General features: G+C 48.3%; 23 protein-coding genes. 8 read left to right on the forward strand and 15 right to left on the reverse strand.

Annotated elements, in window-relative coordinates; translation table 11 throughout:
• Nucleotides 1-47: 47 nt before the first annotated feature.
• Entirely contained in the window at nucleotides 48-1,016 is a 969-nt protein-coding gene (pfkA, locus tag KJS65_RS13755) for a 6-phosphofructokinase (RefSeq protein ID WP_213650293.1), read from the reverse strand.
• Nucleotides 1,017-1,035: 19 nt separating this feature from the next.
• On the reverse strand, nucleotides 1,036-2,067 hold the full coding sequence (locus KJS65_RS13760; RefSeq protein WP_374706186.1) for a tetraprenyl-beta-curcumene synthase family protein: 1,032 nt from the start codon (nucleotides 2,065-2,067) through the stop codon (nucleotides 1,036-1,038).
• Nucleotides 2,068-2,372: 305 nt separating this feature from the next.
• Here KJS65_RS13760 and KJS65_RS13765 point away from each other — a divergent pair, with 305 nt between their 5' ends.
• Nucleotides 2,373-3,029 (forward strand): lysoplasmalogenase, encoded by a 657-nt coding sequence (locus KJS65_RS13765; RefSeq protein ID WP_213650295.1) that lies wholly within the window; start codon nucleotides 2,373-2,375, stop codon nucleotides 3,027-3,029.
• Nucleotides 3,030-3,139: 110 nt separating this feature from the next.
• Here the strand turns inward: KJS65_RS13765 and KJS65_RS13770 are convergent, their stop codons facing one another.
• Nucleotides 3,140-3,337, reverse strand: coding sequence for a cold shock domain-containing protein (locus tag KJS65_RS13770; protein WP_127599896.1), 198 nt, complete (start codon nucleotides 3,335-3,337; stop codon nucleotides 3,140-3,142).
• A gap of 164 nt (nucleotides 3,338-3,501) precedes the next feature.
• On the opposite strand from KJS65_RS13770, the gene KJS65_RS13775 reads away from it, so the two are divergent.
• The 5 genes from KJS65_RS13775 to KJS65_RS13795 all read left to right on the forward strand — a co-directional run bounded on the left by KJS65_RS13775 (nucleotide 3,502) and on the right by KJS65_RS13795 (nucleotide 7,503).
• The gene (locus KJS65_RS13775; protein ID WP_136604380.1) at nucleotides 3,502-3,735 is read left to right on the forward strand and encodes a hypothetical protein; all 234 of its coding nucleotides are present in this window, start codon (nucleotides 3,502-3,504) and stop codon (nucleotides 3,733-3,735) included.
• An 8-nt stretch (nucleotides 3,736-3,743) separates the two neighbouring features.
• A complete protein-coding gene (locus tag KJS65_RS13780) occupies nucleotides 3,744-3,929 on the forward strand; it encodes a hypothetical protein (RefSeq protein ID WP_136604379.1) in 186 nt (61 codons plus the stop codon).
• Between the two features lie 322 nt (nucleotides 3,930-4,251).
• Nucleotides 4,252-6,042 (forward strand): oligoendopeptidase F, encoded by a 1,791-nt coding sequence (gene pepF, locus KJS65_RS13785; RefSeq protein WP_213650296.1) that lies wholly within the window; start codon nucleotides 4,252-4,254, stop codon nucleotides 6,040-6,042.
• Between the two features lie 75 nt (nucleotides 6,043-6,117).
• Entirely contained in the window at nucleotides 6,118-6,444 is a 327-nt protein-coding gene (locus KJS65_RS13790) for a LapA family protein (RefSeq protein WP_213650297.1), read from the forward strand.
• Nucleotides 6,445-6,465: 21 nt separating this feature from the next.
• Entirely contained in the window at nucleotides 6,466-7,503 is a 1,038-nt protein-coding gene (locus KJS65_RS13795; RefSeq protein WP_213650298.1) for a M42 family metallopeptidase, read from the forward strand.
• Nucleotides 7,504-7,596: 93 nt separating this feature from the next.
• On the opposite strand, the gene KJS65_RS13800 is transcribed toward KJS65_RS13795, so the two are convergent.
• The 10 genes from KJS65_RS13800 to hemE form a co-directional block, all read right to left on the reverse strand.
• A complete protein-coding gene (locus KJS65_RS13800) occupies nucleotides 7,597-9,402 on the reverse strand; it encodes a M56 family metallopeptidase (protein WP_213650299.1) in 1,806 nt (601 codons plus the stop codon).
• Between the two features lie 2 nt (nucleotides 9,403-9,404).
• Nucleotides 9,405-9,794 (reverse strand): BlaI/MecI/CopY family transcriptional regulator, encoded by a 390-nt coding sequence (locus KJS65_RS13805; RefSeq protein ID WP_136604374.1) that lies wholly within the window; start codon nucleotides 9,792-9,794, stop codon nucleotides 9,405-9,407.
• Between the two features lie 175 nt (nucleotides 9,795-9,969).
• A complete protein-coding gene (locus KJS65_RS13810) occupies nucleotides 9,970-11,889 on the reverse strand; it encodes an ABC-F family ATP-binding cassette domain-containing protein (RefSeq protein ID WP_213650300.1) in 1,920 nt (639 codons plus the stop codon).
• A 166-nt stretch (nucleotides 11,890-12,055) separates the two neighbouring features.
• Nucleotides 12,056-12,643, reverse strand: a complete 588-nt coding sequence (locus tag KJS65_RS13815; protein WP_213650301.1) for a TetR/AcrR family transcriptional regulator — start codon at nucleotides 12,641-12,643, stop codon at nucleotides 12,056-12,058.
• A 57-nt stretch (nucleotides 12,644-12,700) separates the two neighbouring features.
• Nucleotides 12,701-13,501 (reverse strand): DUF92 domain-containing protein, encoded by an 801-nt coding sequence (locus tag KJS65_RS13820; protein ID WP_213650302.1) that lies wholly within the window; start codon nucleotides 13,499-13,501, stop codon nucleotides 12,701-12,703.
• A 2-nt stretch (nucleotides 13,502-13,503) separates the two neighbouring features.
• Nucleotides 13,504-14,118, reverse strand: a complete 615-nt coding sequence (locus tag KJS65_RS13825) for a fumarylacetoacetate hydrolase family protein (protein ID WP_213650303.1) — start codon at nucleotides 14,116-14,118, stop codon at nucleotides 13,504-13,506.
• Nucleotides 14,119-14,121: 3 nt separating this feature from the next.
• Nucleotides 14,122-14,883, reverse strand: coding sequence for a glycerophosphodiester phosphodiesterase (locus KJS65_RS13830; protein ID WP_213650304.1), 762 nt, complete (start codon nucleotides 14,881-14,883; stop codon nucleotides 14,122-14,124).
• A gap of 47 nt (nucleotides 14,884-14,930) precedes the next feature.
• The gene (locus KJS65_RS13835) at nucleotides 14,931-16,385 is read right to left on the reverse strand and encodes a CapA family protein (RefSeq protein WP_213650305.1); all 1,455 of its coding nucleotides are present in this window, start codon (nucleotides 16,383-16,385) and stop codon (nucleotides 14,931-14,933) included.
• Nucleotides 16,386-16,513: 128 nt separating this feature from the next.
• Nucleotides 16,514-17,464: a ferrochelatase gene (gene hemH / locus KJS65_RS13840; protein WP_213650306.1), complete on the reverse strand. Its 951-nt coding sequence runs from the start codon at nucleotides 17,462-17,464 to the stop codon at nucleotides 16,514-16,516.
• 48 nt (nucleotides 17,465-17,512) lie between these two features.
• Nucleotides 17,513-18,562 carry a uroporphyrinogen decarboxylase gene (hemE, locus tag KJS65_RS13845; protein ID WP_213650307.1) on the reverse strand — a complete coding sequence of 350 codons (1,050 nt, stop codon included), beginning with the start codon at nucleotides 18,560-18,562 and terminating at the stop codon, nucleotides 17,513-17,515.
• A gap of 191 nt (nucleotides 18,563-18,753) precedes the next feature.
• Between hemE and KJS65_RS13850 the strand changes: the two genes are divergently transcribed.
• Entirely contained in the window at nucleotides 18,754-19,977 is a 1,224-nt protein-coding gene (locus tag KJS65_RS13850; RefSeq protein WP_483874576.1) for an MFS transporter, read from the forward strand.
• A gap of 140 nt (nucleotides 19,978-20,117) precedes the next feature.
• Here the strand turns inward: KJS65_RS13850 and KJS65_RS13855 are convergent, their stop codons facing one another.
• Nucleotides 20,118-20,759 carry an O-methyltransferase gene (locus KJS65_RS13855; protein ID WP_213650309.1) on the reverse strand — a complete coding sequence of 214 codons (642 nt, stop codon included), beginning with the start codon at nucleotides 20,757-20,759 and terminating at the stop codon, nucleotides 20,118-20,120.
• Nucleotides 20,760-21,074: 315 nt separating this feature from the next.
• On the opposite strand from KJS65_RS13855, the gene KJS65_RS13860 reads away from it, so the two are divergent.
• A complete protein-coding gene (locus tag KJS65_RS13860; RefSeq protein WP_213650310.1) occupies nucleotides 21,075-22,214 on the forward strand; it encodes a THUMP domain-containing class I SAM-dependent RNA methyltransferase in 1,140 nt (379 codons plus the stop codon).
• Nucleotides 22,215-22,288: 74 nt separating this feature from the next.
• Here the strand turns inward: KJS65_RS13860 and KJS65_RS13865 are convergent, their stop codons facing one another.
• Nucleotides 22,289-23,113: an aldo/keto reductase gene (locus KJS65_RS13865; RefSeq protein ID WP_136604362.1), complete on the reverse strand. Its 825-nt coding sequence runs from the start codon at nucleotides 23,111-23,113 to the stop codon at nucleotides 22,289-22,291.
• Nucleotides 23,114-23,232: the final 119 nt, after the last annotated feature.

Consider the following 23,232-nt stretch of genomic DNA (forward strand, 5'->3'; position numbering starts at 1 on the left):
GAGAATTTCTCTGCATGGCTTTTGCTTTAACTTATGAGGGCACCTGATTATTGCGAAAGCCGGGATGCCAATTCATAGATTTCCATATTAAACGCTTTTTTACTGTTAACCACCTTGTCAATATCCGTAAGAACAAGCTCGCCTTTAATGATGCCGCATGCTTTATCAGACTCGCCTTCAATAAGCTTGCGCACTGCAAAATCTCCAAGACGGCTGGCAAGATTCCGGTCAGCAGGCGTCGGCGTACCGCCGCGCTGGATATGACCGAGCACCGTAACACGCGGCTCGAGCGTCGGACAGCGGTCTGTGAGTGCTTTGGCCACATCTTCACCGCTTCCTACACCTTCAGCAACAATAACGATACTATGGCGTTTGCCCAGTGCAAAATTCTGTTTCATCCGTTCTGTAATCTCGTCCATGTCATGCGGAACCTCAGGCACGAGAATCGTCTCCGCTCCGGAAGCGAGACCTGCATAGAGAGCAATATCACCGCAGTGTCTACCCATAACCTCAACGATTGAGGAACGTTCATGAGAGGACATCGTATCGCGAAGCTTGTTCACTGCATCCACGACAATGCTTACGGCAGTATCAAAGCCAATCGTAAAGTCCGTAAAAGAAATGTCATTGTCAATCGTTCCAGGCAGCGCCATGGTCTTAATCCCGAGTTTGCTCAGCTTATTCGCACCATGGTAGGAACCATCGCCGCCAATAACAACAAGGCCGTCGATACCATGCTTGCGCAAAATCTCAGCACCCTTTTCCTGACCCTCTGAAGTCATGAACTCCTTGCAGCGAGCCGACTGTAAAACCGTTCCCCCGCGCTGGATGATATCACCTACACTGCGCAGATCCATAGAGAAAATATCATCATTTAAAAGTCCTTGGTAACCACGCTGAATGCCATATACTTCAAGGCCGAAATAAAGTCCGCTGCGAACAACCGCGCGAACCGCCGCGTTCATCCCTTGGGAATCCCCGCCACTGGTTAGTACTGCAATCTTTTTCACTGTCATGAAAAATTCCTCCTCGTAATCACTCATACAAATGTTTGCGGATCCAGCGGCTGTTGACGAAAAAGAAGAGCCTAGTCAGCGGGCTTCCCTTCATCAAGCGTCTGGATACGGAGCGAACTTCCTGCTGCTCGCTGACTTTCGGATCGGACAAATAGATTGCCAGTAGTCCCTCAATGATCATCCGGTGAAACGGCGGCACGGGAATGGATAATACATCCTTGCGCGCCGATTCCACAATCAAGGCAATCCGGTCCAGCATGACTTCGGGAGATTCATAATAATTGCAAAAATTAAGGTCTCCGCCAAGCCGATCCTCTTCCTGATCAATCAGGTAATCCAGCATAATGTGCAGACAGCAAACATGTGGAAAATATGACGCATGAATGGAGGCCGCAGCCGTATCGTTCAAGTGCCTGTCACTCGCGGCAAGGAACAGCATAAATACGCCCAGTGTCGAGCCTGTGGCCGCAGCGAATTCATTCCACTGGAGATGGGGCGTCCGTTCACGGTGAAGCTCCCACCAATCCAGCAGCGCCTGCTCCCTTCGTTCGGGCTTAATATGCTTGTAGACCTGCAGGTCGGTATACAGGCCCGCTAAATCCCGGATGTAAGGCATAGCAGCTGAATAGCCTGGAAGCTGACGGATACAGCTCTGGCAGGTTATCACCAGGTTTCTGAGATAACCTCCGTCATTTTGCTCCTCACGCAGCGCATAATAATTTACCGGCTCTGCATCCGGATCGGTGGCATCCAGCATGGATTGATGAAGAAGCCTGAAATCATCTTGATCCATGGAGGTACTGCGATCGCATAAATTATCCAGATAGTCGCTGATCGTCTGATAGGCAACAATCAGCTTGATCAGAACAAGCCTGTCCGGCAAAGGGACAGCAGCATATATACCCCCGCCTTCACAATGAAACTGCTTGGTTTCAATGCTGGCAAGTGCCTGCTTTCGAAGCTCTGGATCAGGAATCTGGGCTGCCGCCCTGCGCCATCCGTCCAATGCCTTCCGTACTTCAGGCAGAATATGCTTATACACTCGTCCCATTAAGCTTATAGGGTTCCGGGGAACTTGATATTGACTTTGCCCATTTTCATTCAAGACGGTGCCTCCACATTGTTGTCTACTTGTATCTATCCTAATGCTCCTTATTATAATATGGACCATAAAATAGCACAAATAAACTAGATCACGTTATGGAAGGTCTAAGCCTGTAATACATTATTAAGAAAGGGTTTACATTCCCCTAGAACCTGCGTGTAAGCGTTCTCATAAATAAAAAAAGGATTCTTTTCTCTTCTTCTAGAATATATTTAAATTTTGACAGATTAGAGCTCAAGGAGGCCTAAAGTATGATAAAACGGCTGCTGCCCATCATTATTCTGATCATGGGACTGCTGTATATTTTCCTGCTGCACAGCATGTTGTTCAAGCTTATCCCAATGTGTTTGATTCTAATTTATGCTTATTTGCAAATGCCTGCCTCCAAAAAGAGACACGCTTTGCTGGTATTGGCAGGGCTCTTCTTCTGTATGCTGGGAGACGGCCTCTTACACTGGTTTTTGATTGGTCTCTCCGCTTTTCTCATAGGACATCTATTTTACCTTTCCGCCTTTATCACCCGGTGGAAGTTCTCCTCCATCCGTTTGTACTCTATCATCCCCGTTGCTTGTTTTGCAGGCTTTATGGGCTGGAGGCTGCTTCAGGGACTCGAGAACGGCAGTAATGCAGCTATGGCTGTTCCTGTCTTAATGTATTTGATTGTGATCTCATTGATGGGGTTCTTTGCCGTCATGTCAGGCAATCTGTTGGCCAGCTGCGGCGCTCTCCTCTTCATCGCCTCCGACTCCATTTTGTCCTGGAATATGTTTATCTCAGATATCTCATATTCAGGCATTCTGATCATGACAACCTATTATTCTGCTCAGTTTCTGATTGCAAGCAGTATCCGGAATAAGCCCGCGATTTCTGACTTGGGGAACGAAGGAAGAACGGAGCTTCATACATAATTGCAGCTCTTCAAAAAAGATACAAAAAAGCACAGTTCTCATCGAGAACTGTGCTTTTATAGGCTTTTTAATTAACCAAAGCTATAAGAAATCCGTTAACGGAGTCGATCTTATAATTTAGTTACGTTTGCAGCTTGAGGTCCACGGTTGCCTTCAGTGATTTCGAATTCAACTTCTTGACCTTCGTCCAAAGTTTTGAAGCCGTCTCCTTGAATTGCGGAGAAATGTACGAATACGTCCTCGCCGCCTTCAACTTGAATAAAGCCATAGCCTTTTTCTGCGTTAAACCATTTAACTGTACCTTTCAAATGAACAACCTCCTAAAAATACCGCCATATGTGGCGAATAAGTACATTATACTTCATGCCATTTGACAATGCAATCGCTCTTTTGGGCGAAATCCATCTTTTCATTTGCTTTTGGAGCTGCCTCTAGGGTATCATTTTACCAAAAGACTAAACGGAGAATGCATATGATCAAAAAACATGAAATATACAAAAAAGACAAATGGAACATGATGACTGTCGAGGTACAAGGAAGATATATCGTCCTTCGGGAAATCTCCGATCAATGGGGCGAGGAAACCCACACATTCATGAGCCGCCCGGCTCTCATGCAGTGGGCAACTACACGCTTTCCCAAGGAAGAATACGAAGATAATATGGAAGAATGGCGCTCAATCATGGCCGCTTTTAAAGGAGTATAATCCATCCAATGGAATACAACAGCACTCTAATTTTTATCATTTCGGCCTTCTGTCTCGGAGCCGTTCTCATCATGATGAGAAACTCGGTTCCGCAGAAGCTGAAACGGGGTCTTGCGAGCATTGCTGTCGTCATGATCCTGTTTGCCTTTTTTCTTATTCTATACAGTCTCTTCACCATGGGTTCCAGCCCTTGAGGGAAAGAATAAATATTCTTTCGGGGAAAAGTTCATACTAAGGGGGATATTTCCTTAAGAAAAACGTCCATAAAAGGATCTTCACAGAAGATGGACCATGTTTAGCGGATGTTTTTCTTGCGAAATATAGAATTGTTCAGCTTCGCTGAAAGCCTATACATTCTATTTTTTAAAAAAGGAGTCCCTGCTTGTGAACTTCAACAAGACGTTCAAACTTGCCATCGTGTTCACGTTCACCGTGGGTGCGGTTTCCCTCTTTCCTCCGGCGGTTTCGTCAAATGGAACCCATTCGTATTCATCCCACAATTTAAGGAGGATTCCCATGGAACAATTATTGAAGCGCTCTGAAGTAGCAGAAGAGAACAAATGGAATGTGGAGGACTTGTTCGACGGCCAGAAAGCCTGGGACCAGACTTATGCCGATCTTCAGCAGGAAGTGAAGAAAATGGCTGAATTCCAGGGCAAGCTTGATAATGCGAAATCTGTAAAAGCTTGCTTCACCCTAGAGGATGATATTTCTCTCAAAACCGAACGTCTTTATGTTTACGCGCATTTGCATCACGACGAAGATACAGCAAACCCTACATATCAGGCTCTTTCTCAAAAGGCAAAAAAAATGAGCGTACAAATCGGCGAGGCACTATCCTTTGTTACGCCGGAAATTTTGTCCCTGCCTGACGACAAGCTGGATGCGTTCATTGCCGATCCTGAGCTTGCCGCTTATAAATTCACTCTGACCGAAATGAAGCGAGAGAAAGCGCATATTCTTTCCAAAAACGAAGAAGCGCTGCTTGCTCAGGTCGGAAACCTTGCCCAAGCACCACAGACGATTTTCGGTATGCTCAATAATGCCGATTTTAAGTTTCCGAAGATCAAAAACGAAGAAGGCAAGGAAGTCGAGCTGACGCACGGCAACTATATCCAGTTCCTGGAGAGCCCGAACCGTGAAGTACGGGAGCGCGCTTTCAAAGCGGTATACGCTACCTACGCCAAGCAAAAGAACACCATTGCCGCAACACTAAATGCTAACGTCAATAAAAACATATTCTATGCGAATGTGCGAAAATACCCTTCCGTACTGGAGATGTCCCTCTATGGCGACAATATTCCGCAGGAAGTGTACACGAACCTGATTGACACAATTCACGAGAGTCTGCCGCTTCTCCACAGATACATGAACCTGCGGAAGAAGCTGCTGGGCGTCGACGAGCTGCATATGTATGATCTGTTTGCTCCGCTTGTGGATGAATACAAAATGGATATCACGTATGATCAAGCGAAGCAAACGGTCTCCGATGGACTCAAGCCTTTGGGCCAGGACTATCTGAAGTCCCTGCAGGAAGGCTTTGACAACAAATGGATCGATGTATATGAAAATGAAAACAAACGAACAGGCGCATACAGCTGGGGAGCCTTTGGCACGCATCCATTTGTGCTGCTGAACCATAAGGACAACCTGAACAGCATGTTTACGCTTGCGCATGAAATGGGCCACGCCCTGCATTCCTACTACTCGGACAACACGCTTCCTTACCGGGATGCACAGTACACCATTTTCCTTGCAGAAGTCGCATCAACGACGAACGAAGCACTGCTGATGGATTACTTGCTGAAGAAATCGACGGATCCGAAGGAAAAAATGTATCTGCTTACCTACTACGCAGACCAGTTCCGTACAACCGTGTTCCGTCAGACCATGTTCGCCGAGTTTGAGAAGCTCATCCATGAGCGTGCCGAACAAGGTGAAGCATTGACACCACAAGCTTTGTCGGAAATCTATTATGATTTGAACGTAAAATACCACGGCAAAGGAATGGCTGTGGATCAGGATATTGAAATGGAATGGGCTCGGATCCCTCACTTCTACAACAGTTTCTATGTGTATAAGTACGCGACCGGATTCTCGGCAGCGACCAGCTTCTCCAAGCAGATTCTTGAAGAAGGCCAGCCTGCGGTTGACCGTTACCTCGGCTTCTTGAAGAGCGGTGGCAGCGACTTCTCCATTAATATCCTGAAAAAGGCCGGCGTTGACATGTCTTCGCCTCAGCCAATTCGTGAAGCGATGAGCGTTTTCGAAAATGTAATTGAACAATTGGAACAATTGACGAAATAATGCAGTGAAGTGGTATAAAATCCCTTGTCCGCGTCGGTCAGGGGATTTTATACTGTCTGTAGAGGAGGTGTCCGTATGAAAATCCAGTGGTCACTTATTGCCGGACTGGTATTTGCGCTTTTGACTGCGATATTTGCTGTCATTAACGTGGATCCCGTGAAGGTAAATTTTATGTTCAGTGAAGTTAATATCCCGCTGATTCTGCTGATTGTCGGCTGTACGCTCATCGGTGGAATCATTGTCGGGTCTTACGGTATCTTCAGACAATACAAGCTGCAGAAACAGATCAAGCTTCTTTCCGCACAGCTCACTCATATCCAGAACGAAACAGGCTATGTAGCACCTGTACCGGCAGAAGCAAGTGTCAACGATTCCGAAGAAAACGGTCAACTACCAACTTAATGCTGCAAGGAGGACATGATCATGTCAATACAACCCAATGAAGAATACATATTAACTTTTATGAAAAAGCTTCTCGATACTCCAAGCCCGAGCGGTTTTACCGCACAGGTGATGAAGCTCGTTGAACAGGAAGCCTCTTCCCTCGGTGTTTCGCTGTCATGGAACCAAAAGGGTGGTGCAATTCTGGAGGTCGAGGGCGAAGATAACTCACGTACCATTGGACTAAGCGCTCATGTGGATACGCTAGGTGCCATGGTCCGAGCAGTGAAATCCGAAGGCACGCTGCGGCTTACATCCGTTGGCGGATTTATGATGAACAGCATCGAAAATGAATACTGCATCATCCATACACGCAGCGGTAGAACGTATACAGGTACCATCCTAAGCACCCACCCTTCGGTTCATGTATACAGTGATGCCCGTGATTTCAAGCGCCAGGAGGACCATATGGAGGTCCGTATCGACGAGCTGGTTCATTCCAAGGAAGATGTGCTGAAGCTCGGCATTGCCGTCGGTGACTTCGTCTCGTTCGATTCCCGCGCGGTTATTACTGAGAGCGGCTTTGTAAAATCACGCCATATTGATGACAAGGCAAGTGTTGCAGCCCTCTTCGGTCTGCTGGAGTCCATGAAGCGCGAAAACTGGAAGCCCAAAACAAAGCTCAAGTTCCTGATCTCGAATTACGAGGAAGTCGGACATGGCGCTGCCTACATCCCATCTGACATTGATGAAATGATCGCTGTGGATATGGGCTGCATAGGTGATGACCTCAGCTGCAAGGAAACCGATGTTTCGATCTGCGCCAAGGATTCTTCCGGACCTTATGATTACGATATGACCAGCAAATTAATCGATCTGGCCAAAGCGGAGAACATTCCATTTGCAGTTGATGTCTACCCGCATTACGGTTCCGACGCCTCTGCAGCATTATCTGCCGGAAACAACATCCGTGCCGCCCTGATCGGACCCGGAGTTCACGCTTCCCATGCCATGGAGCGTACCCATAAACAGGCCGTATTCAACACAACCAAGCTTCTTGCAGCATACGTAAGAGCATAATCAGAGTATAGCATTCACCTACGGATCATATTTCCAAAAAAACAGCTATCCTGGTCACTATGACCGGGATAGCTGTTTTTATTCATCTACTGATTATTTCACCGAGCCTCCCATTGGAGCTGCTGCTTTTGGTGAGTATACCGAAATATGATCAAGCCGCTGTGTTTTATGCGGGCCAACGAATTTTAGCTCGTATTCCCCCAGCTTGTAGGTCAATATATCATCCGTATTGTTTGTCTTTATGGAGCTTGGTTTACCAAGCGTTTTTTTGATCTCCGCAAAGCTGATCTGATTAAAAGCCTGGTTTTCATCCATTGGAGAACCAAAGTAGCGGATATCGTAGACGACCTCTCCTCGGCCGATACCAAAGGCATATGTGCCTCTACCTGCTCCAGGCGAGTATGAATCATATGCGTAGCTGTCTGATGGCTGCCAAGGACGGTCAGGTTCACCCCAGGAAGCGTGAATGTCATCGATAATCGTCTTGCCTGCCACGAAATCGGCACCTTTCACTTTCCCTTTCTTGGCCAGCGCTGCAATATCTTTGATTTGCTGTTCATGTCCTTTGGTTTCAGTCACGTTTACGGAAGCTTGTGCAGAGCTTCCCGAAGAACTGCCACCTTTGTTGCGGTCAGACGGTTGGGACTTCGTATTGGAATCCGTGGAAGCTGTATTATTCACGCCTGTTTCGGATCCGTTCTTCGTATCATCGTTTGATACGGTGTCTCCGGACTTATCTCCGGCGTTATTTGGCCCGGCAGTATCCGGTGTTACCGATTCTGCAGGAGTCGTCTCTCCGGCAGCAGGAGTGGATGAATTACCGTCAGATGCTGTTTTCCCATTGGTAAGCGCACATCCGCTTAATGCCACCACTAAGGCAAGCCCAACCATTGTCCAGCCTATGGATTTACGTTTGAAGTTTTTAATCATAAGAATCCTCCTTTTCAGCTGCTGCTTGGAACCAGACAATCCTGCAGCACCCGGAACATATGCTCTAAGCTTGGTTCTTTCCAGAAGTGTAATGATGGTGTACCCGTACTCGGATACCTGCGAAGGATGAATCTTCCGAAGTGCAAGTGCATCCGCTGAAAGCTCCTGATCTTCCCTCATTTTGTATAGAGCGTACCAGAGCAGCGGGTTGAACCAATGCAAAACGAGCAGCAGATGCATCAGCCAATTCACAAGAATGTCGGCATGCTTCATGTGTGCAAGCTCATGCAGGTAAATGTGATTCTGACGGTCTACATCGAGTTCTCTACTGCTTGTGGGCATAATCAAATGGGGGCGAATCCAGCCAAACAACGTCGGTGTGGATACGGCAGAGGAGAAGCTGAGCCGTACCCGCCGTTTAACTCCCATCCTTCTTCTTGCCTGTGCTAGTAAAATGACATCCGCCCGCTTCGCAGCAACCGCGTATGTGCGGAGCTTCATAGAAAAACGGATATTCACAGCCAGGAGGCGGATCAGTAGCAGGACAGCCACAACCATCCAGATCCCTATAAGCACCTGTTTAATAGACCATGCACTGCCTTTGCTTTGATCCGGATACACCGTTAACGTTCCGGAATTTTCCGAATCAATGGACGATAATTCCGTATGTTTGGAAGATGCTGCAGTATCACTCCCTGCGGTGTTTAGCAGCGGAACAGCTGCGTTTTCTGAAGCGGTTTCCGTCCACGAAAATAGATTATAAATGCTAAAAGCAGTTTGCGGTCCGGCTGGAATGAGCAGTCTCAACATCAAAAGGAGCCATAAGGCATAATGCCAGCCTGGCTTCAGCCGATTTTTCAGAACCGCCTTAATCACCAGTATAAGACCGGTCATGATACTGGCAAGCAGGGTTGTTTTAATTACCCAATCAAAAAAAATGTTCAACGAAGGGTCAGAGAGCATCTGCATGCCTATCCCCTCCTTTTCGGATCCGACTTTTCATCCAGCAGCTTCCTAAGCTCTTCGATATCGGCAGAAGACAGCTCTTCCTCTTTCAAAAAATTCACCATAAGCGGTTTGAATGAACCGCTGTAGATCCGTTTCAAAAAGCTCTTGGTCTCTGCCTTCTGGCACTCCACCTCGGTAATCAATGCAAAATAGGAATAAGGCCGGCTATCGGGATGATAGGCAATGGCTTCTTTAGCAACCAGACGGTTCAGCAAAGTCCGTACGGTCTTCGGACTCCAGTCCATATGGGAAGCGAGCGCATCAATGACTTCATTGGCTGTCATCGGAGAGCTCTGCCATAGTATTTTCATTACTTCCCACTCCGCCTCGGAAATGACGGGCAGTTTATTCAAACGTATTCCCCCTTTTGATTACAGTTGTAATCCACGCATCTAATATTACATATGTAATCTCGTATGTCAACCAAGCATGGGTCTATTTTTCTGATTCTGTCTGAAGCTTCAGAGTAATAAAAACACGCTGAATCTGCAGATTCAGCGTGTTTTAGTAATACCCATTCGCATATTCTTAATTTTTGCTTGCTTCAATTTTCTCTGCCAGCTCGTTCAAATACGTCCAGCGCTCCATCAGATGCTCCAGTTCCTGCTCGCCTTCCTGCTGCTTGAGCATCAGCTCCTGCAGAAGCGCCGAATCGCTGAACGATTCCTCCATCTTGGTCTGTATACCGGCCAGTTTATTTTCGCAAGCCTCAATCATGGCGTCAATTTGCTCATACTCACGTTGTTCCTTATAGCTGAATTTCAGCTTTTCACGCGGAGCTGCATCAGTTGAGGTCTGTGGAGCCTGTGCCGACTTCTCAGACATCCGAACCTGGACTGCGGGCTCCATGTTTTTAGCCATCCATTCGCTGTATTCCGTGTAATTACCGACATGAACACGTATGCGTCCTTCACCCTCAAAGGACATGATTTTATCGACAGTCCGGTCCAGGAAGTAACGATCATGGGATACCACAAAGACGACACCCGGAAAATCATCGAGGTAATCCTCCAGGACGGAAAGTGTCTGGATATCAAGGTCATTGGTCGGTTCATCGAGCAGAAGGACATTGGGTGCAGACATTAATACACGCAGTAAATACAGTCGGCGTTTTTCGCCTCCGGAGAGTCTGGAAATCGGCGTCCACTGCGCAGCCGGCGGAAACAAAAATCGTTCCAGCATTTGAGAAGCTGTATAACTGCTGCCGTCTTCGGAACGAATGACTTCAGCCTCTTCCTTGATGTATTCAATCACCCGCATGCTGCCGTCCATATCCTGATGCTCCTGGGTGAAGTAGCCGATTTTCACTGTTGTACCTGTGATAACCTCTCCTTCATCCGGCTCCAGTCTTCCGGAAATCATATTCAGCAGCGTTGATTTCCCGCTTCCGTTCGGGCCAGCAATGCCGACTCGGTCTCCGGGAACACTAATATAGTTGAGATCATGGATCAATATCTTGTCTCCAGCCTTTTTACCGAGATGCTCAAGCTCAACAATTTTTCGTCCCAAACGCGAGGAGGCTGCTGACATATCAACAGTACCGCTCCGTGTCGGTCCCTGCTGGTCCTTCAGTGATTCGAAACGGTCGATACGCGCCTTCTGCTTGGTGGATCTGGCTTTCGCTCCACGGCGGATCCACGCCAGCTCATTGCGCAGCAAGTTCTGCCTTTTTTGCTCGGATGCCTCTTCACGCTCTTCTCTCTCCGCCTTCAGCTCAAGAAATCTGGAATAATTGGCCTCGTATCGGAACAATCTGCCCTGATCCAGCTCCAGCATCACATTCGCTACCCGGTCCAGAAAATATCGATCATGTGTAATCATCAGCAGCGCCCCACGGCGCTTTTGCAGGTACTGCTCAAGCCAAATGACAGAATCATTGTCAATATGGTTTGTAGGCTCATCGAGAATCAGCAGCTCGCAGGGCTCGATCAAAGCCTGTGCCAGGGCAACGCGTTTGCGCTGTCCTCCTGATAACGTGTCCATGACTGCCTCAAAGTTGACTATCCCGAGCTTGGATAAAATAATTTTGGCTTCGCTCTCCATCTGCCAAGCCTGCAAAGTATCCATTTGCTGATTCAGCTTCAGCAGCTTCTCCTGCAGCCCGGTATCCCCGGGGTTCAGTTCAATCAGCTCCATGGTCTCGGTGTAATCCCTTACCGCCTTCAGCTTGGGATCATTCCCCTCAAACACCTGCTGCAGCACCGTATTCCCGGGATTATACTCCGGATTTTGCGACAGAAAACGGACTCTAACCTGATTTCCGATCGAAATTCCGCCTCCATCAGGCTGCTCCAAACCGGCAATGACGCGTAAAAACGTGGATTTCCCCGTCCCGTTTACACCAATAATGCCGATTTTGTCTTGATCCTCCATACCGAAGGATGCATCTTCGAACAGGATTTTTTCGCCGTAGCTTTTGGATATATGTTCAACTGTCATAATGTTCATATGTGTTTTCCCTACTTATCTATCTGAATTGGAATGCTTAATACTATTTTAGCATATGGCCCGGTTCAATATAAACAAGCAGAGGCGTGTTAAGATTCAAAGCAACCCGTTTCAAACAAAAAAACCGTCTGCAATAGACGGTTTTAATAATCATGATTTCTTCAAGCTAGACCTCATTCGCAGGCTTGGCAGACATAAATCCATGGATGAAAAGACTTGAAGCGAAACGGATTCTTTTTCTCAAATCATCCTCTTTAAAATTCGTATCGTATAAAATATCCATTTTTAGCCGGTCCAGCATTCCGATGTAAGTCTGAGCGAAAAGCATCGTATCCTCACTGCTAACCGTTTCCAGGATAGCGGCGACCATTCGGGTGTACATTTCCATAAACTGCTTCAGATACTCATTCAGCTCGGCATGATTGTTGGGTGCCATAAAAAACAACTTGGTATGCTGCTTGCAGCGGTAATAGTATTCCAAATGATGGGCAGACACGCATTCCAGCTGCTCCTGGACAGTGTCTAAGCGATGAAGCCCCGCTTGCAGCCGATCCAGAAACTCATCGCAATCCCTGCGCGTGACGGCCAGGAACAGGTCTTCCTTGCTGTTGAAATACAAATACAACGTACCTTTGGCGATGCCCGCAAACTCGGCGATATCGGACATTTTCGTCTCATAGAAGCCTTGGGTTCCAAAAAGCGTATAGCCCGCATCGAGAATGGCTTCGTGCTTGTCCCTATGTATACTGCCCATGGTATCCCCTCCTACTGACATGAATACATCTTCCGACTAAGCGCTCTTCTTATAAATTCAGGCTAAAAGAGCCAATGCCCAAGCAGCAAGCCCGCCTACGCATGACGACAAGAAATTCACCGCGTCATTATTCATCCAGCGCAACCCCCGGATACGCCGGGTAGGCTGTCCGCAATGTGTCAGCACTTCGACATCCTTGCCGCATGCATCGCATCTGTACATAACCTGCAAGGTCGCTCCCAGAAAGGAGTCGGCAAATGCGCCAACAAGTCCCCCGGCGATGCCTGCCAGTACGAACGCAACAAACAGATTCTCCATCCCTGTTAAATCTGCAAACAACCATCCAAACAACGCAATCATGAGCCCTCCGAGCCCTGCTGCTGTACTTCCAAGCATTGTGACGCCCCCGGAGGTTCCCGGTGGTACCACCTTCCCCGTAAGCACGGACCGCGGCTGTCTGCGGCTGAGTCCTCCCCATTCGGTTGCCCAAGTATCAGCGGTTACAGCCGCCATCACGCCAACAAAAGCGTACACCCATCCCGGATGCGGCCACACCGCGTTCAGGATACATAAAAGCATCCCGGCTCCGCCATTCGCGAAAACCTGGCCGGCGTCCCGCGTACCCGTTTTGGCATAGGACTTCTCTAGCTCTGACTTATTCGCCTGCTTGAACTTCGACAGCAGCGAAGAGCTGATGAAAAATACAAGCAGAATACCAAACCATAGCAAATTTCCCGCGCCAAAGTAGATCGTACCCATGATGAAAGCTGCTGCCGCTCCTGAAATGGTAAGCGAACGTTTCCAGTACGCCCCTCCGGCGACAATCAGGCCACATAATCCACCGATGAGCCAGGCCATAATCAGCCGATCACGCAGCTTCCCATAAGCCGTTCTCCCCAGTAGAGTTTAAACTCGTCCCCTTGAACGCATGGACCCACACCGGCAGGTGTACCCGTGAAAATGATGTCGCCTTCACCGAGGCCGTAGTTCATACCGATATAGTCGACAATCTCCTGCAGCGGAAAAATCATATCCTTTATATTTCCGCGCTGTACCTCTGATCCGTTTTTATGTACCGTAAAGTCTTGAGTCCCTGCTGCCTCTACGCCGGGAAATTGGATAAATTCGGATATTGGTGCAGAATTCTTGAAGCCCTTGGCAGCTGTCCATGGATGGCCTTTTTTCTTGATCACCGTCTGTACATCACGCAAGGTAAAATCGATGCCTAACGCCATTTGATTGACCAAATCTTCCACCTTGGTTCCCGGTTCATAGGAACGGCCCACGCGCAGAACCAGTTCTCCCTCATAATGAACCTCCCCCTTCTCCTGCGGAAGGTTTAGGGTCTGCCCCCCAAGTTCAACAGCCGCATGGGACGGCTTCATAAAAATCATCGGTTCTTCGGGTACGTCATTTCCAAGTTCAGCTGCATGAAGTTTGTAGTTACGGCCAACACAATATACGTTATGAATCATAAGTCATCTCATCCTTTTGTCGTTTAGTATGCTGTTGCTGCGCATGAATGTTTTTCCCCACACATCGGGACGGTTGGTACAAATCAAAATTTCCGGCGAAATATCGGCCAGTCGTTTCATCCGTCTGGCATCATCCACCGTCCAGCCCATAACTGTCATTCCTGCCGCTTTCAGCTTTTCGGCAAGATCATGATCCAGATTAAGATGTCCAATCGACAAGAATGAGCATTGCAGCGACTGCAGCCGCTCCACCAAATCCTTTGGCCGTGCATCAATAATCAGGCCTGTTTTGATATCCGGATTAATTTCTTTTACCTTGATCAGCGCTCCCGAGTCAAATGAAGTCAGAACGACATCCTGCTCCATATGATAAGAAACGACCCGGTCAATGACCGCCTTTTCAAGACCAGGGTACATATTCCCCGATGTTTTAAGCTCAATGTTCAGGCGCACGCGGCCGCAGCTAAGACGGAGCACCTCTTCCAATGAGGGGACACGCTCCCCAAGAAAGTCTCTGCTCTTCCAGCTTCCCGCATCCAGTCGGTGAATCTGCTGCCAGGTATGATCCTTGACCTTGCCGCTACCGTTCGTCGTTCGATCCAGACTAAAATCATGTATGACCACAGGAATCCCGTCTGCGGTAAGCTGCGTATCAATTTCCATCCACTGCACAAAAGGTTCAGCTATGGCCATTCGAAAAGCTGCCATCGTATTTTCCGGGGCTTTCCCGGAAAAACCGCGATGCGCCACACATAGATTATTCATCCTTCTCCCCCAAACTTTAGAATGATCGTTATTTTTATTATTATCGTTTAAGAGCCAGGTGTAACTAAACCATCACCGGAAATCTTCACACCGCCGACGGACAGGCTCTGCAGCTCTTTCATCAGCTGGCCGCCATCCTGTGCATTCATTGGCACGGGCTGCCCTAGCTCTGCATGGTACGGCACCAGCTTCATGCTGCAGCCGGTTTTTGGTTTACAGGTTGCCTGGAATACAGCCGTTTTCCAAGTGGATTGGGTGCTTGATTTTGTGAAAATGAAATTCCCTGTGCTGTATGCGATCCATTTACCTTTATACTGTTCCAGACCCTGCAGGACATGCGGATGTCCGCCGATAATCAAATCTGCTCCGGCATCAACAAAATCATGTGCCAGCTTTTTCTGATTGCCATCCGGTGTAAGGGAGCGTTCAATGCCCCAATGGGTCATAACAATGACCAGATCCGCCTTCTTACGGGCGTTTGTAATTGTGGAAAGGACACGATCACGGTATCCCCCTCCGTTATACGCACTTGCTACACCAGGCTTATTATCTCCAGCAGCCCAACCAGGTTCAGGATATACCCGGCTGCACCCGACCACGGCAATGGTCATGCCTCCCCGCTTGATAAACAGCGGCTCATAAGCGCGTGCCGCATTTTTACCTGCGCCTACATACTGAATGCCGCTTTGATCCAGATGTTTGATCGTATCAAGCAATCCTACTTCGCCCTGATCGAGTATATGGTTATTGCCCAAATTGACCACATCCATGCCAGCTGCGCGCAACGCCTCGAGAGCTTTCGGCGAAGACTTAAAGACATACTGCTTGTTCTGTGCGCCTATGCCACCCGTTGTAACCGGAGTTTCAAGGTTTCCGAGCGTAAGGTCATCCTTCTTGAAGGTATCTCCCAAATAAGTAAAAGGATATGAATAGCCTTTCTTCTCCAGCAAAGTTTCCACCTTGCCCGAGAAGATCATGTCACCCACGAAATTAATGGTGACTGCCTTACCGTTATCTGAAGCTATACTATGATCATCTGGACTCTCCGAGTCCTCCATCTTGTTGCCTTCTGCCGTATTTCCATCTTCTTTTTCTTTGGCCGGGGGTTGATCCTTGGTCCCGTCAGGGACTTCCATCTTTCCGTTCTCATTCGAACCCTGCTCCTTGGTATCAACGCCTGATTTCTCAGGTTCTTTTGTGGGTTCCTTTACCGGCTCTTGTTTCGATTGATTCTCTCCAGTCCCCTTACCGTCCGGCAGTGTGGAAGAATCAGGAGTCATGCCTTGATCTTGCGATTTGTTCACGTTGTTCTCTATATCAGCAGGAGCCGGATTTGGCGGCTGAACCCCCGCTGCATTTTGTTGGTCGTTGATAAAATAATAAGAGAGTAAAATGACGATTAACAAAAGCAATGCGGCATTCATGGTCAGCCACAGACGCCTTTGCCTTAATTTCCGGTTCTTCTGACCGGAACGTTTTTTCTGTGATCTCGGCGGATACATCGTTCCTCCTTAATGATTTTCATATTTTAGTAGATTCCTTTCCAGAATCCATACTATTATATCAGCTTATCACAAGCAAATAGAACCCCCCGCTGCCGCGGGGAGTTCTATTGGTAAATGGCCGGATCTTAAGCCATATTTGATTTTTGGAGCTGATCAATGACAGTATCACACAGCGTCTCCATATACAACGGGTCACTGTTCAACATGTCGATTCGCATCAGGCGCATATCAAGTTCCTTCGCAACTTCCTGAGCTTCAATATCGAGATCGTAGAGCACTTCAAGATGGTCGGAGACAAAGCCGATAGGAGCCACTAATACATTCTTGACCTGCTCCTTGCTGAGGTTACGGAGCGTATCCAGAATATCCGGACCGAGCCAAGGTACTGACGTGCGGCCGGCGCTTTGCCAAGCAAACTGCCAAGAGGTAATTCCGGCCTTCTCGGCAATCGCACGAGAGGTTTCCAGCAGCTGCTCAGGATACGGATCACCAAGCTCCAGAATTTTTTCCGGGAGACTGTGTGCACTGAATAATACGCGCACCTCATCACGCTCCGCCCCGGATTCCTTAAAGAGGTCAAGCTTCGCATTAACCCGGCTAGTGAGCGCTTCGACCAGCTGCGGATGCAGGTGGTAGCTCTTCACGAAGGTGAATTCGATCCCCTGTTCATCGGCCTTGGCCTGAGCACGTTTTACGTAACTTTCTACGCTCATCGTCGAGTAGTGGGGAGCCAGCACGATGCCGACTGCCTTTTTGATGCCGTCTTTAGCCATTTCCTCCACACCATCTTCAATGAACGGACTTGCGTGCTTCAGCCCCTGGTAGCAGACAAACTCAACATCAGGCAGACGGGTATCATCATTCAGCGCCTTTTGCAGGCTGTCTACCTGATGATTTGTATTTTCACGCAGTGGGAAAACACCGCCTACGATAGCTTTATATCGGTCAACCAGCTCTTCGAGCTGCTCTGGAGATGGAGCGTTTCCGCGGCGGATATGCGTATAATACGCTTCAACGCCTTCAATGCTTTCAGGAGTTCCATAGGACATAACGAGCACGCCTACTTTTGTTTTCACGAAACGATCACCTCATTATAAGTGTTGGTCTTGGCTTTTTGTTCTTTATTATTTCCCGTTGTTCAATGCAGTGGCCGAATATTCATGGATATAGGCCGTGAGCTCCTTCAGCTTGTCCAGCGATGCTTCAGGGAACAAACCATGACCCAGATTAAAAATAAATCCAGGCTCCTGAATGCCTTCATCTATGATGTCTTTGGCATACTGCTTGATGATATCCATCGGAGCCGTCAAAATATACGGATCGAGATTCCCCTGTACCGCAAATTTGCCGCCTGTACGCTTGCGTCCCTCTGCAATGGAAACTCTCCAGTCCAGGCCAATAACGTCAGTCTGAAGCTGTGTGAGTGTCGGTAGGAGCTCGCCGGAGCTTACGCCTGGGAAATATATTTTGGGTACATTCAAATCTGAAAGTTCGGCAAAGATACGGGTAATGGTTGGCAGCACATATTTCTGAAAATCCTTCGGCGCAAGTGCCCCGACCCAGCTGTCAAAGAGTTGGAATGCTTTGCCGCCGTTCTGGATATGGGCACGAACATATGTAATGACCATGTCGCCCAGCTTGTCCATCAGCAGGTTCCAAACCTCGGGTTCGCTGTACATTAGCGTCTTTGTCAAAATATAGCTTTTGGAAGGGCGTCCTTCAATCAGATAGCTGGCAATCGTAAATGGCGCTCCCGCAAATGTAATCAGCGGAACCTCCAGCTCGCGGTCCAAAATGCGGATCGTCTCCATAATATGGGACAGGTCCTTGTCGATGTCAATCGGACGCAGCTTCTCTATATCGGCTTTACTGCGGAGCGGGTTATCGATCACAGGTCCGATATTTTTGACGATATCAAAATCCACACCAAGCGATGCCACCGGATTCATTATATCCGAATACAGGATAGCCGCATCCACACCCAGCTTGCGCACCGGCATCATGGTGATTTCCGCTGCAAGCTCCGGCTGCCGGCAAATTTCAAGAAGCGTATATTTTTCTTTGATTTTGCGGTATTCAGGGTCGTACCTGCCCGCTTGTCTCATATACCAGACCGGAAGATGATCCACTTTCTGTTTATAGCTGGCTCGTATGAGTGTATCGTTGTAGGTCATGAAGAGGCCTCCAATGTTTTTTAGAATTTCTCTAATCTATATTATGCCCTTTTTAAAAGTAAGTAACAACTGGCTGCCCCTTACATCCCATGACAATAGTATGACATCTGCTGATCAGAGGGCTTGGGTAAATATGTTATACTGGTGTAATCTGTGTTTTTCATCATGCTATTTCAGTCACAAGAAAGGAAGTGAAAAGCACATTGAAATCGTGGAAAGTGAATTTAATTGTGCTTTGGGTTGGCCAATTTCTGGTTAACTCCGGAATGACGATGATCACTCCGTTCCTGTCCCTGTATCTGGCAAAGGATCTGGGAGTTCAGGGTGAGCATCAGATCGGTATGTGGGCAGGATTGATATTTGCAGCGAACTTCCTGACCTCATTTATTTTCCAGCCCCTTTGGGGCAAACTCTCTGACCGATACGGGCGCAAAATTATGCTGCTGCGCTCCGGCTTCGGTATGGCGATTGTCATTACGCTGATGGGCTTCGCCCGCAGTCCCTGGGAGCTTCTGCTGCTCCGGCTGCTGAACGGTACAATTTCCGGCTTTAACCCTGCTTCGATCTCGCTGGTATCCAGCACAACCCCGAAAGAGAAGATGGGTTTTGCGATGGGTATCATGCAGTCCGGCTCCGTGGCAGGGACGATCCTCGGACCGCTTATTGGTGGCGGACTCGCGGATTTATTCGGTTTCCGCCCTATTTTCTACATCATCGGGATCTTGATCTTTGCAGCCTCGCTTCTTGCACTGTTCATGGTTAAAGAGAACTTCAATCGCGAAGAAGCAGCCAAAACGCCGCAAATTTCCGTGCTTGCGGGGTTCAAAGAGCTGACACAGATTCCTCAGCTTCCAGCTCTCTTCGCTGTGACTTTTCTGCTGCAGTTTGCCATGATGAGTCCGATGTCGCTGCTGCCGCTCTATGTCGAGAAGCTGCATGCCTCTTCGGTTAACATCGCCTTCTGGGCTGGCATGGTGAGCGCCGTCACCGGCTTGTCCAATATGATTACCTCACCGATTCTCGGAAAAGTAAGCGATAAGGTCGGGGCGCATCGTATTTTGACCTTTGCCTTGATTGGGGCCGGATTGATGCTGATTCCGCAGGCTTTCGTGCAGTCGGTCTGGCAGCTCATTATTATACGTTTTCTGATGGGCGTCTTCATGGGCGGCTTGCTGCCCAGCGTCAATGCACTTATCCGCTCCTATACGCCAGACGGCATGGAAAGCAGAGCCTTCGGCTTCAATACAAGTACGCTTGCACTAGGTAATATGCTGGGTGCACTCGTCGGCGGATTTTTATCCGGCTTTATCGGCATCGAGGGATTGTTTATCATTTCCGGCTGCCTGCTCCTGCTGAATATGGTGTGGGTGCGGCTCAAGCTGTACAAAAACCGTAAGGCTCCACAATTCCGTTAAACCGCACAATAACCCTCCAAAGTGGAGCCATGCCCCGAAGTCCATTCAGGTTCTCTGCGGGGACCCCGGAGATTCATAGGCTATAAAGCAAAAAAGGTGGGCAGGATCAAATCCTGTGCCACCTTTTTTTGAGCCGGGACTCACTTCCCCTGCGGCTTAACCATCGCTACAGCCAGTCCGTCGTAAGCCGGCAAAATTGTTCCGATCAAACGTTCATCGGTCGCCATCTGTTCGTTAAAACGGCGGATCGCCTGGACCGAAGGTCCATTTTTGTCCGGATTGAGGGTTCTCCCCCGCAAAAATGTATTATCTCCTGCAATCATGGCTCCAGGATTCGCAAGCTCTATCGCATATTCGAGGTAAACCGGATAGTTCTCCTTGTCCGCATCGATAAAAAAGAAATCAAACTTCCGGCCTTCGAGCTTGAGCTTTTCCAAATTGTCCGCCGCCTGGCCAATCATGTATTTCACCTGATCTCCAAATCCGGCCTCGGTCAGATGCTCGAGCGCCACATCCGCGAACTCCTGTTTAAGCTCGAGTGATGTTAGAAGACCTTCGGATGTCAAGCCTCTGGCCAGACAAATGCCGCTGTAGCCGCCAAGCGCACCGATTTCCAGCACCTGTGATGCTTTGGTTGCCGCCACCAGCATCGTCAGCAGACGGCCATAACCCGGTGCGATGGATATCTCGGGCATACCCTTATCGACAATATTTTGTTGTACCCGGGCAAGCAGCCCGTCATTTTCGAGAAAATGGTCCGCATATTCTTCAGGACTCATCATTTGACTCCCCTTTACATTCCTCATCATTTAATGATTGATGGTGTTAACTTTTGGTTTGTTTCTGAACTCACATTCACCTATACTATTATAGAATGAATTGAAGACTTATTCGAGCTTCAATCCATTTGTTAAAAAGAGGCACAACATTAGTATTAGTCCATGACAATAATGCGGCGAGACTGCTATGGTTAAGGATCGTTCTTCCGATCGATTCCGTCCCCTCCGCTGCCTTCAGATCTTGTCAAACACTAAGCAGATGTTAACCTATAATCGTACAAACTGAAATAAAGGCTGAAAATGGAGTTGAAACTACTTATGTCCCGCTTGCAATTGATAGCAACCGCACCGATGGGCCTTGAGGCCATCGTCGCGCGTGAACTTAAAGATTTAGGATACAACGACCTGGAGGTTGAGAACGGCAGAGTCACTTTTGCAGGAGATCTCAAAGATATCTGCCGCTGCAACCTGTGGCTGCGCACCTCGGACCGGATACTCGTGAAAATCGGAGAGTTCCCGGCCAAAACCTTTGATGAATTGTTTGAAGGAACCAAGGCCCTACCTTGGGAGGACTGGATTCCCGCAGACGGGGAATTCCCTGTTGAAGGACGCTCGCATCATTCCCAGCTAAGCAGTGTTCCTGCCTGCCAAGGGATCGTGAAGAAAGCCATTGTGGAAAAGCTGAAGCAAAGCTATCACACGGATTGGTTTCAGGAAATTGGCGCACGTTATGTCATCGAGGTTAATCTTCATAAAGATATGGCTCTGCTTACACTGGATACGACGGGTCCTGCCTTGCATAAGCGTGGCTACCGCAAACTCGTGACGGAAGCGCCGATCAAGGAAACAATGGCCGCTGCGATGCTTCAGCTCAGCCGCTGGAATGCCTCGCGTCCACTATATGATCCATGCTGCGGTTCAGGCACCATTCTGATCGAAGCGGCTTTGATGGGCTGGAATATTGCACCGGGTCTGCGCCGCTCTTTTCCTTCCGAGCATTGGCGTATTATTCCCGAAAATTTTTGGGCTGAAGCGCGCGAGGAGGCTTTTGACTCGGTTCAGGATGACGAACCCCTGCAGCTTACAGGCAGTGATATCGACCCGCAGGCCATTGAAGTTGCCAAAGCGGCTGCCAAAAGCGCCGGCTTCGGACGGGAAATCACTTTCAACGTCCTGCCTGCCGCCAAAGCCAAGCCTGAAGGCGAATATGGCTGCTTAATTACAAATCCGCCATACGGGGAACGTCTGAGCGAGAAAAACGAAGTCGAGAAGCTGATCCGCCAATTAGGAAATACTGCTGCGCAGCTTCCAACCTGGTCCTTTTTTGCGATTAGCCCGACCAAGCAGTTCGAGCATTATTTTGGACGGAAAGCGGATAAAAGACGTAAGCTTTACAATGGACGAATTGAGTGCCAATATTTGCAGTTCTTGGGACCTCTTCCTCCGCGCAAACGATAATATGATTGCAAACACCCCAAATTTGTATAAGAAAAACCCGGCTCGCCATACCTGGCAAACCGGGTTTTTTGAATTTAAAATATCAGCTTATCAGGATCCGTACCGACCCGCTTGTTGCCATTAAGCGCATCGATTTGCTTGAGCTCATCCTGGGTTAATTCAAAATCAAAAATTCCTGCATTCTCACGAATTCGCGAAGGCGTTACGGATTTCGGAATAGTAACGATTTTGTTCTGAATGTCCCAACGCAAAATGACTTGTGTCGGCGTTTTTCCGTACTTCTGGGCAATGCCGAGGAGTGTGGTATTATCAGTTAATTTCCCTTTCATGAGAGGGCTCCAAGCCTCGATCTGGATGCCCTGCGCACCGCAATAATCCTGCAGCTCCTGTTGAATCATTCCGGGATGCAGTTCTACCTGGTCCACAGCCGGCACCACATTGCTGCCGCTCATGAGTTCCTTCAGATGATGCACATGAAAATTGCTGACGCCAATCGCGCGGATGCTGCCTTCATCATACAGCCGCTCCATCGCCTTCCATGTATCCTTAAATTTATCTTTTCCCGGCCAGTGAATCAAATAAAGATCAATGACATTGAGTCCAAGGCGTTTCTGGCTTTCTTCAAAAGCACGCAGCGTGGAATCAAAACCCTGATCATCGTTCCATACTTTGGTCGTGACGAAAATTTCATTTCGGGCGATGCCGCTTTCGGCAATTGCCTTGCCTACTTCCTGTTCATTGCCATACACGGCAGCGGTATCGATACTGCGGTAGCCTGTCTCGAGCGCAACCTTGACGGCTTCATACACTTCATTGCCTTTCGCCTGGTATGTACCGAAACCAAGCCATGGCATGGTAACTCCGTTGTTCAGAATGGTGCAATCTGTAATATGTTTCATGTTCTTCACAACCTTCCATGTATAATGAGATGCATGATAAAGAAAGCATGTCCATTATAGCATAGTGAGGAATAATTCCCAAAAAAGCCCCTCCTGCAATCATGCAAAAAATCCTGCAA

The sequence above is a fragment of the Paenibacillus sp. J23TS9 genome (assembly GCF_018403225.1).
Taxonomy (GTDB): Bacteria; Bacillota; Bacilli; order Paenibacillales; family Paenibacillaceae; genus Paenibacillus_AQ.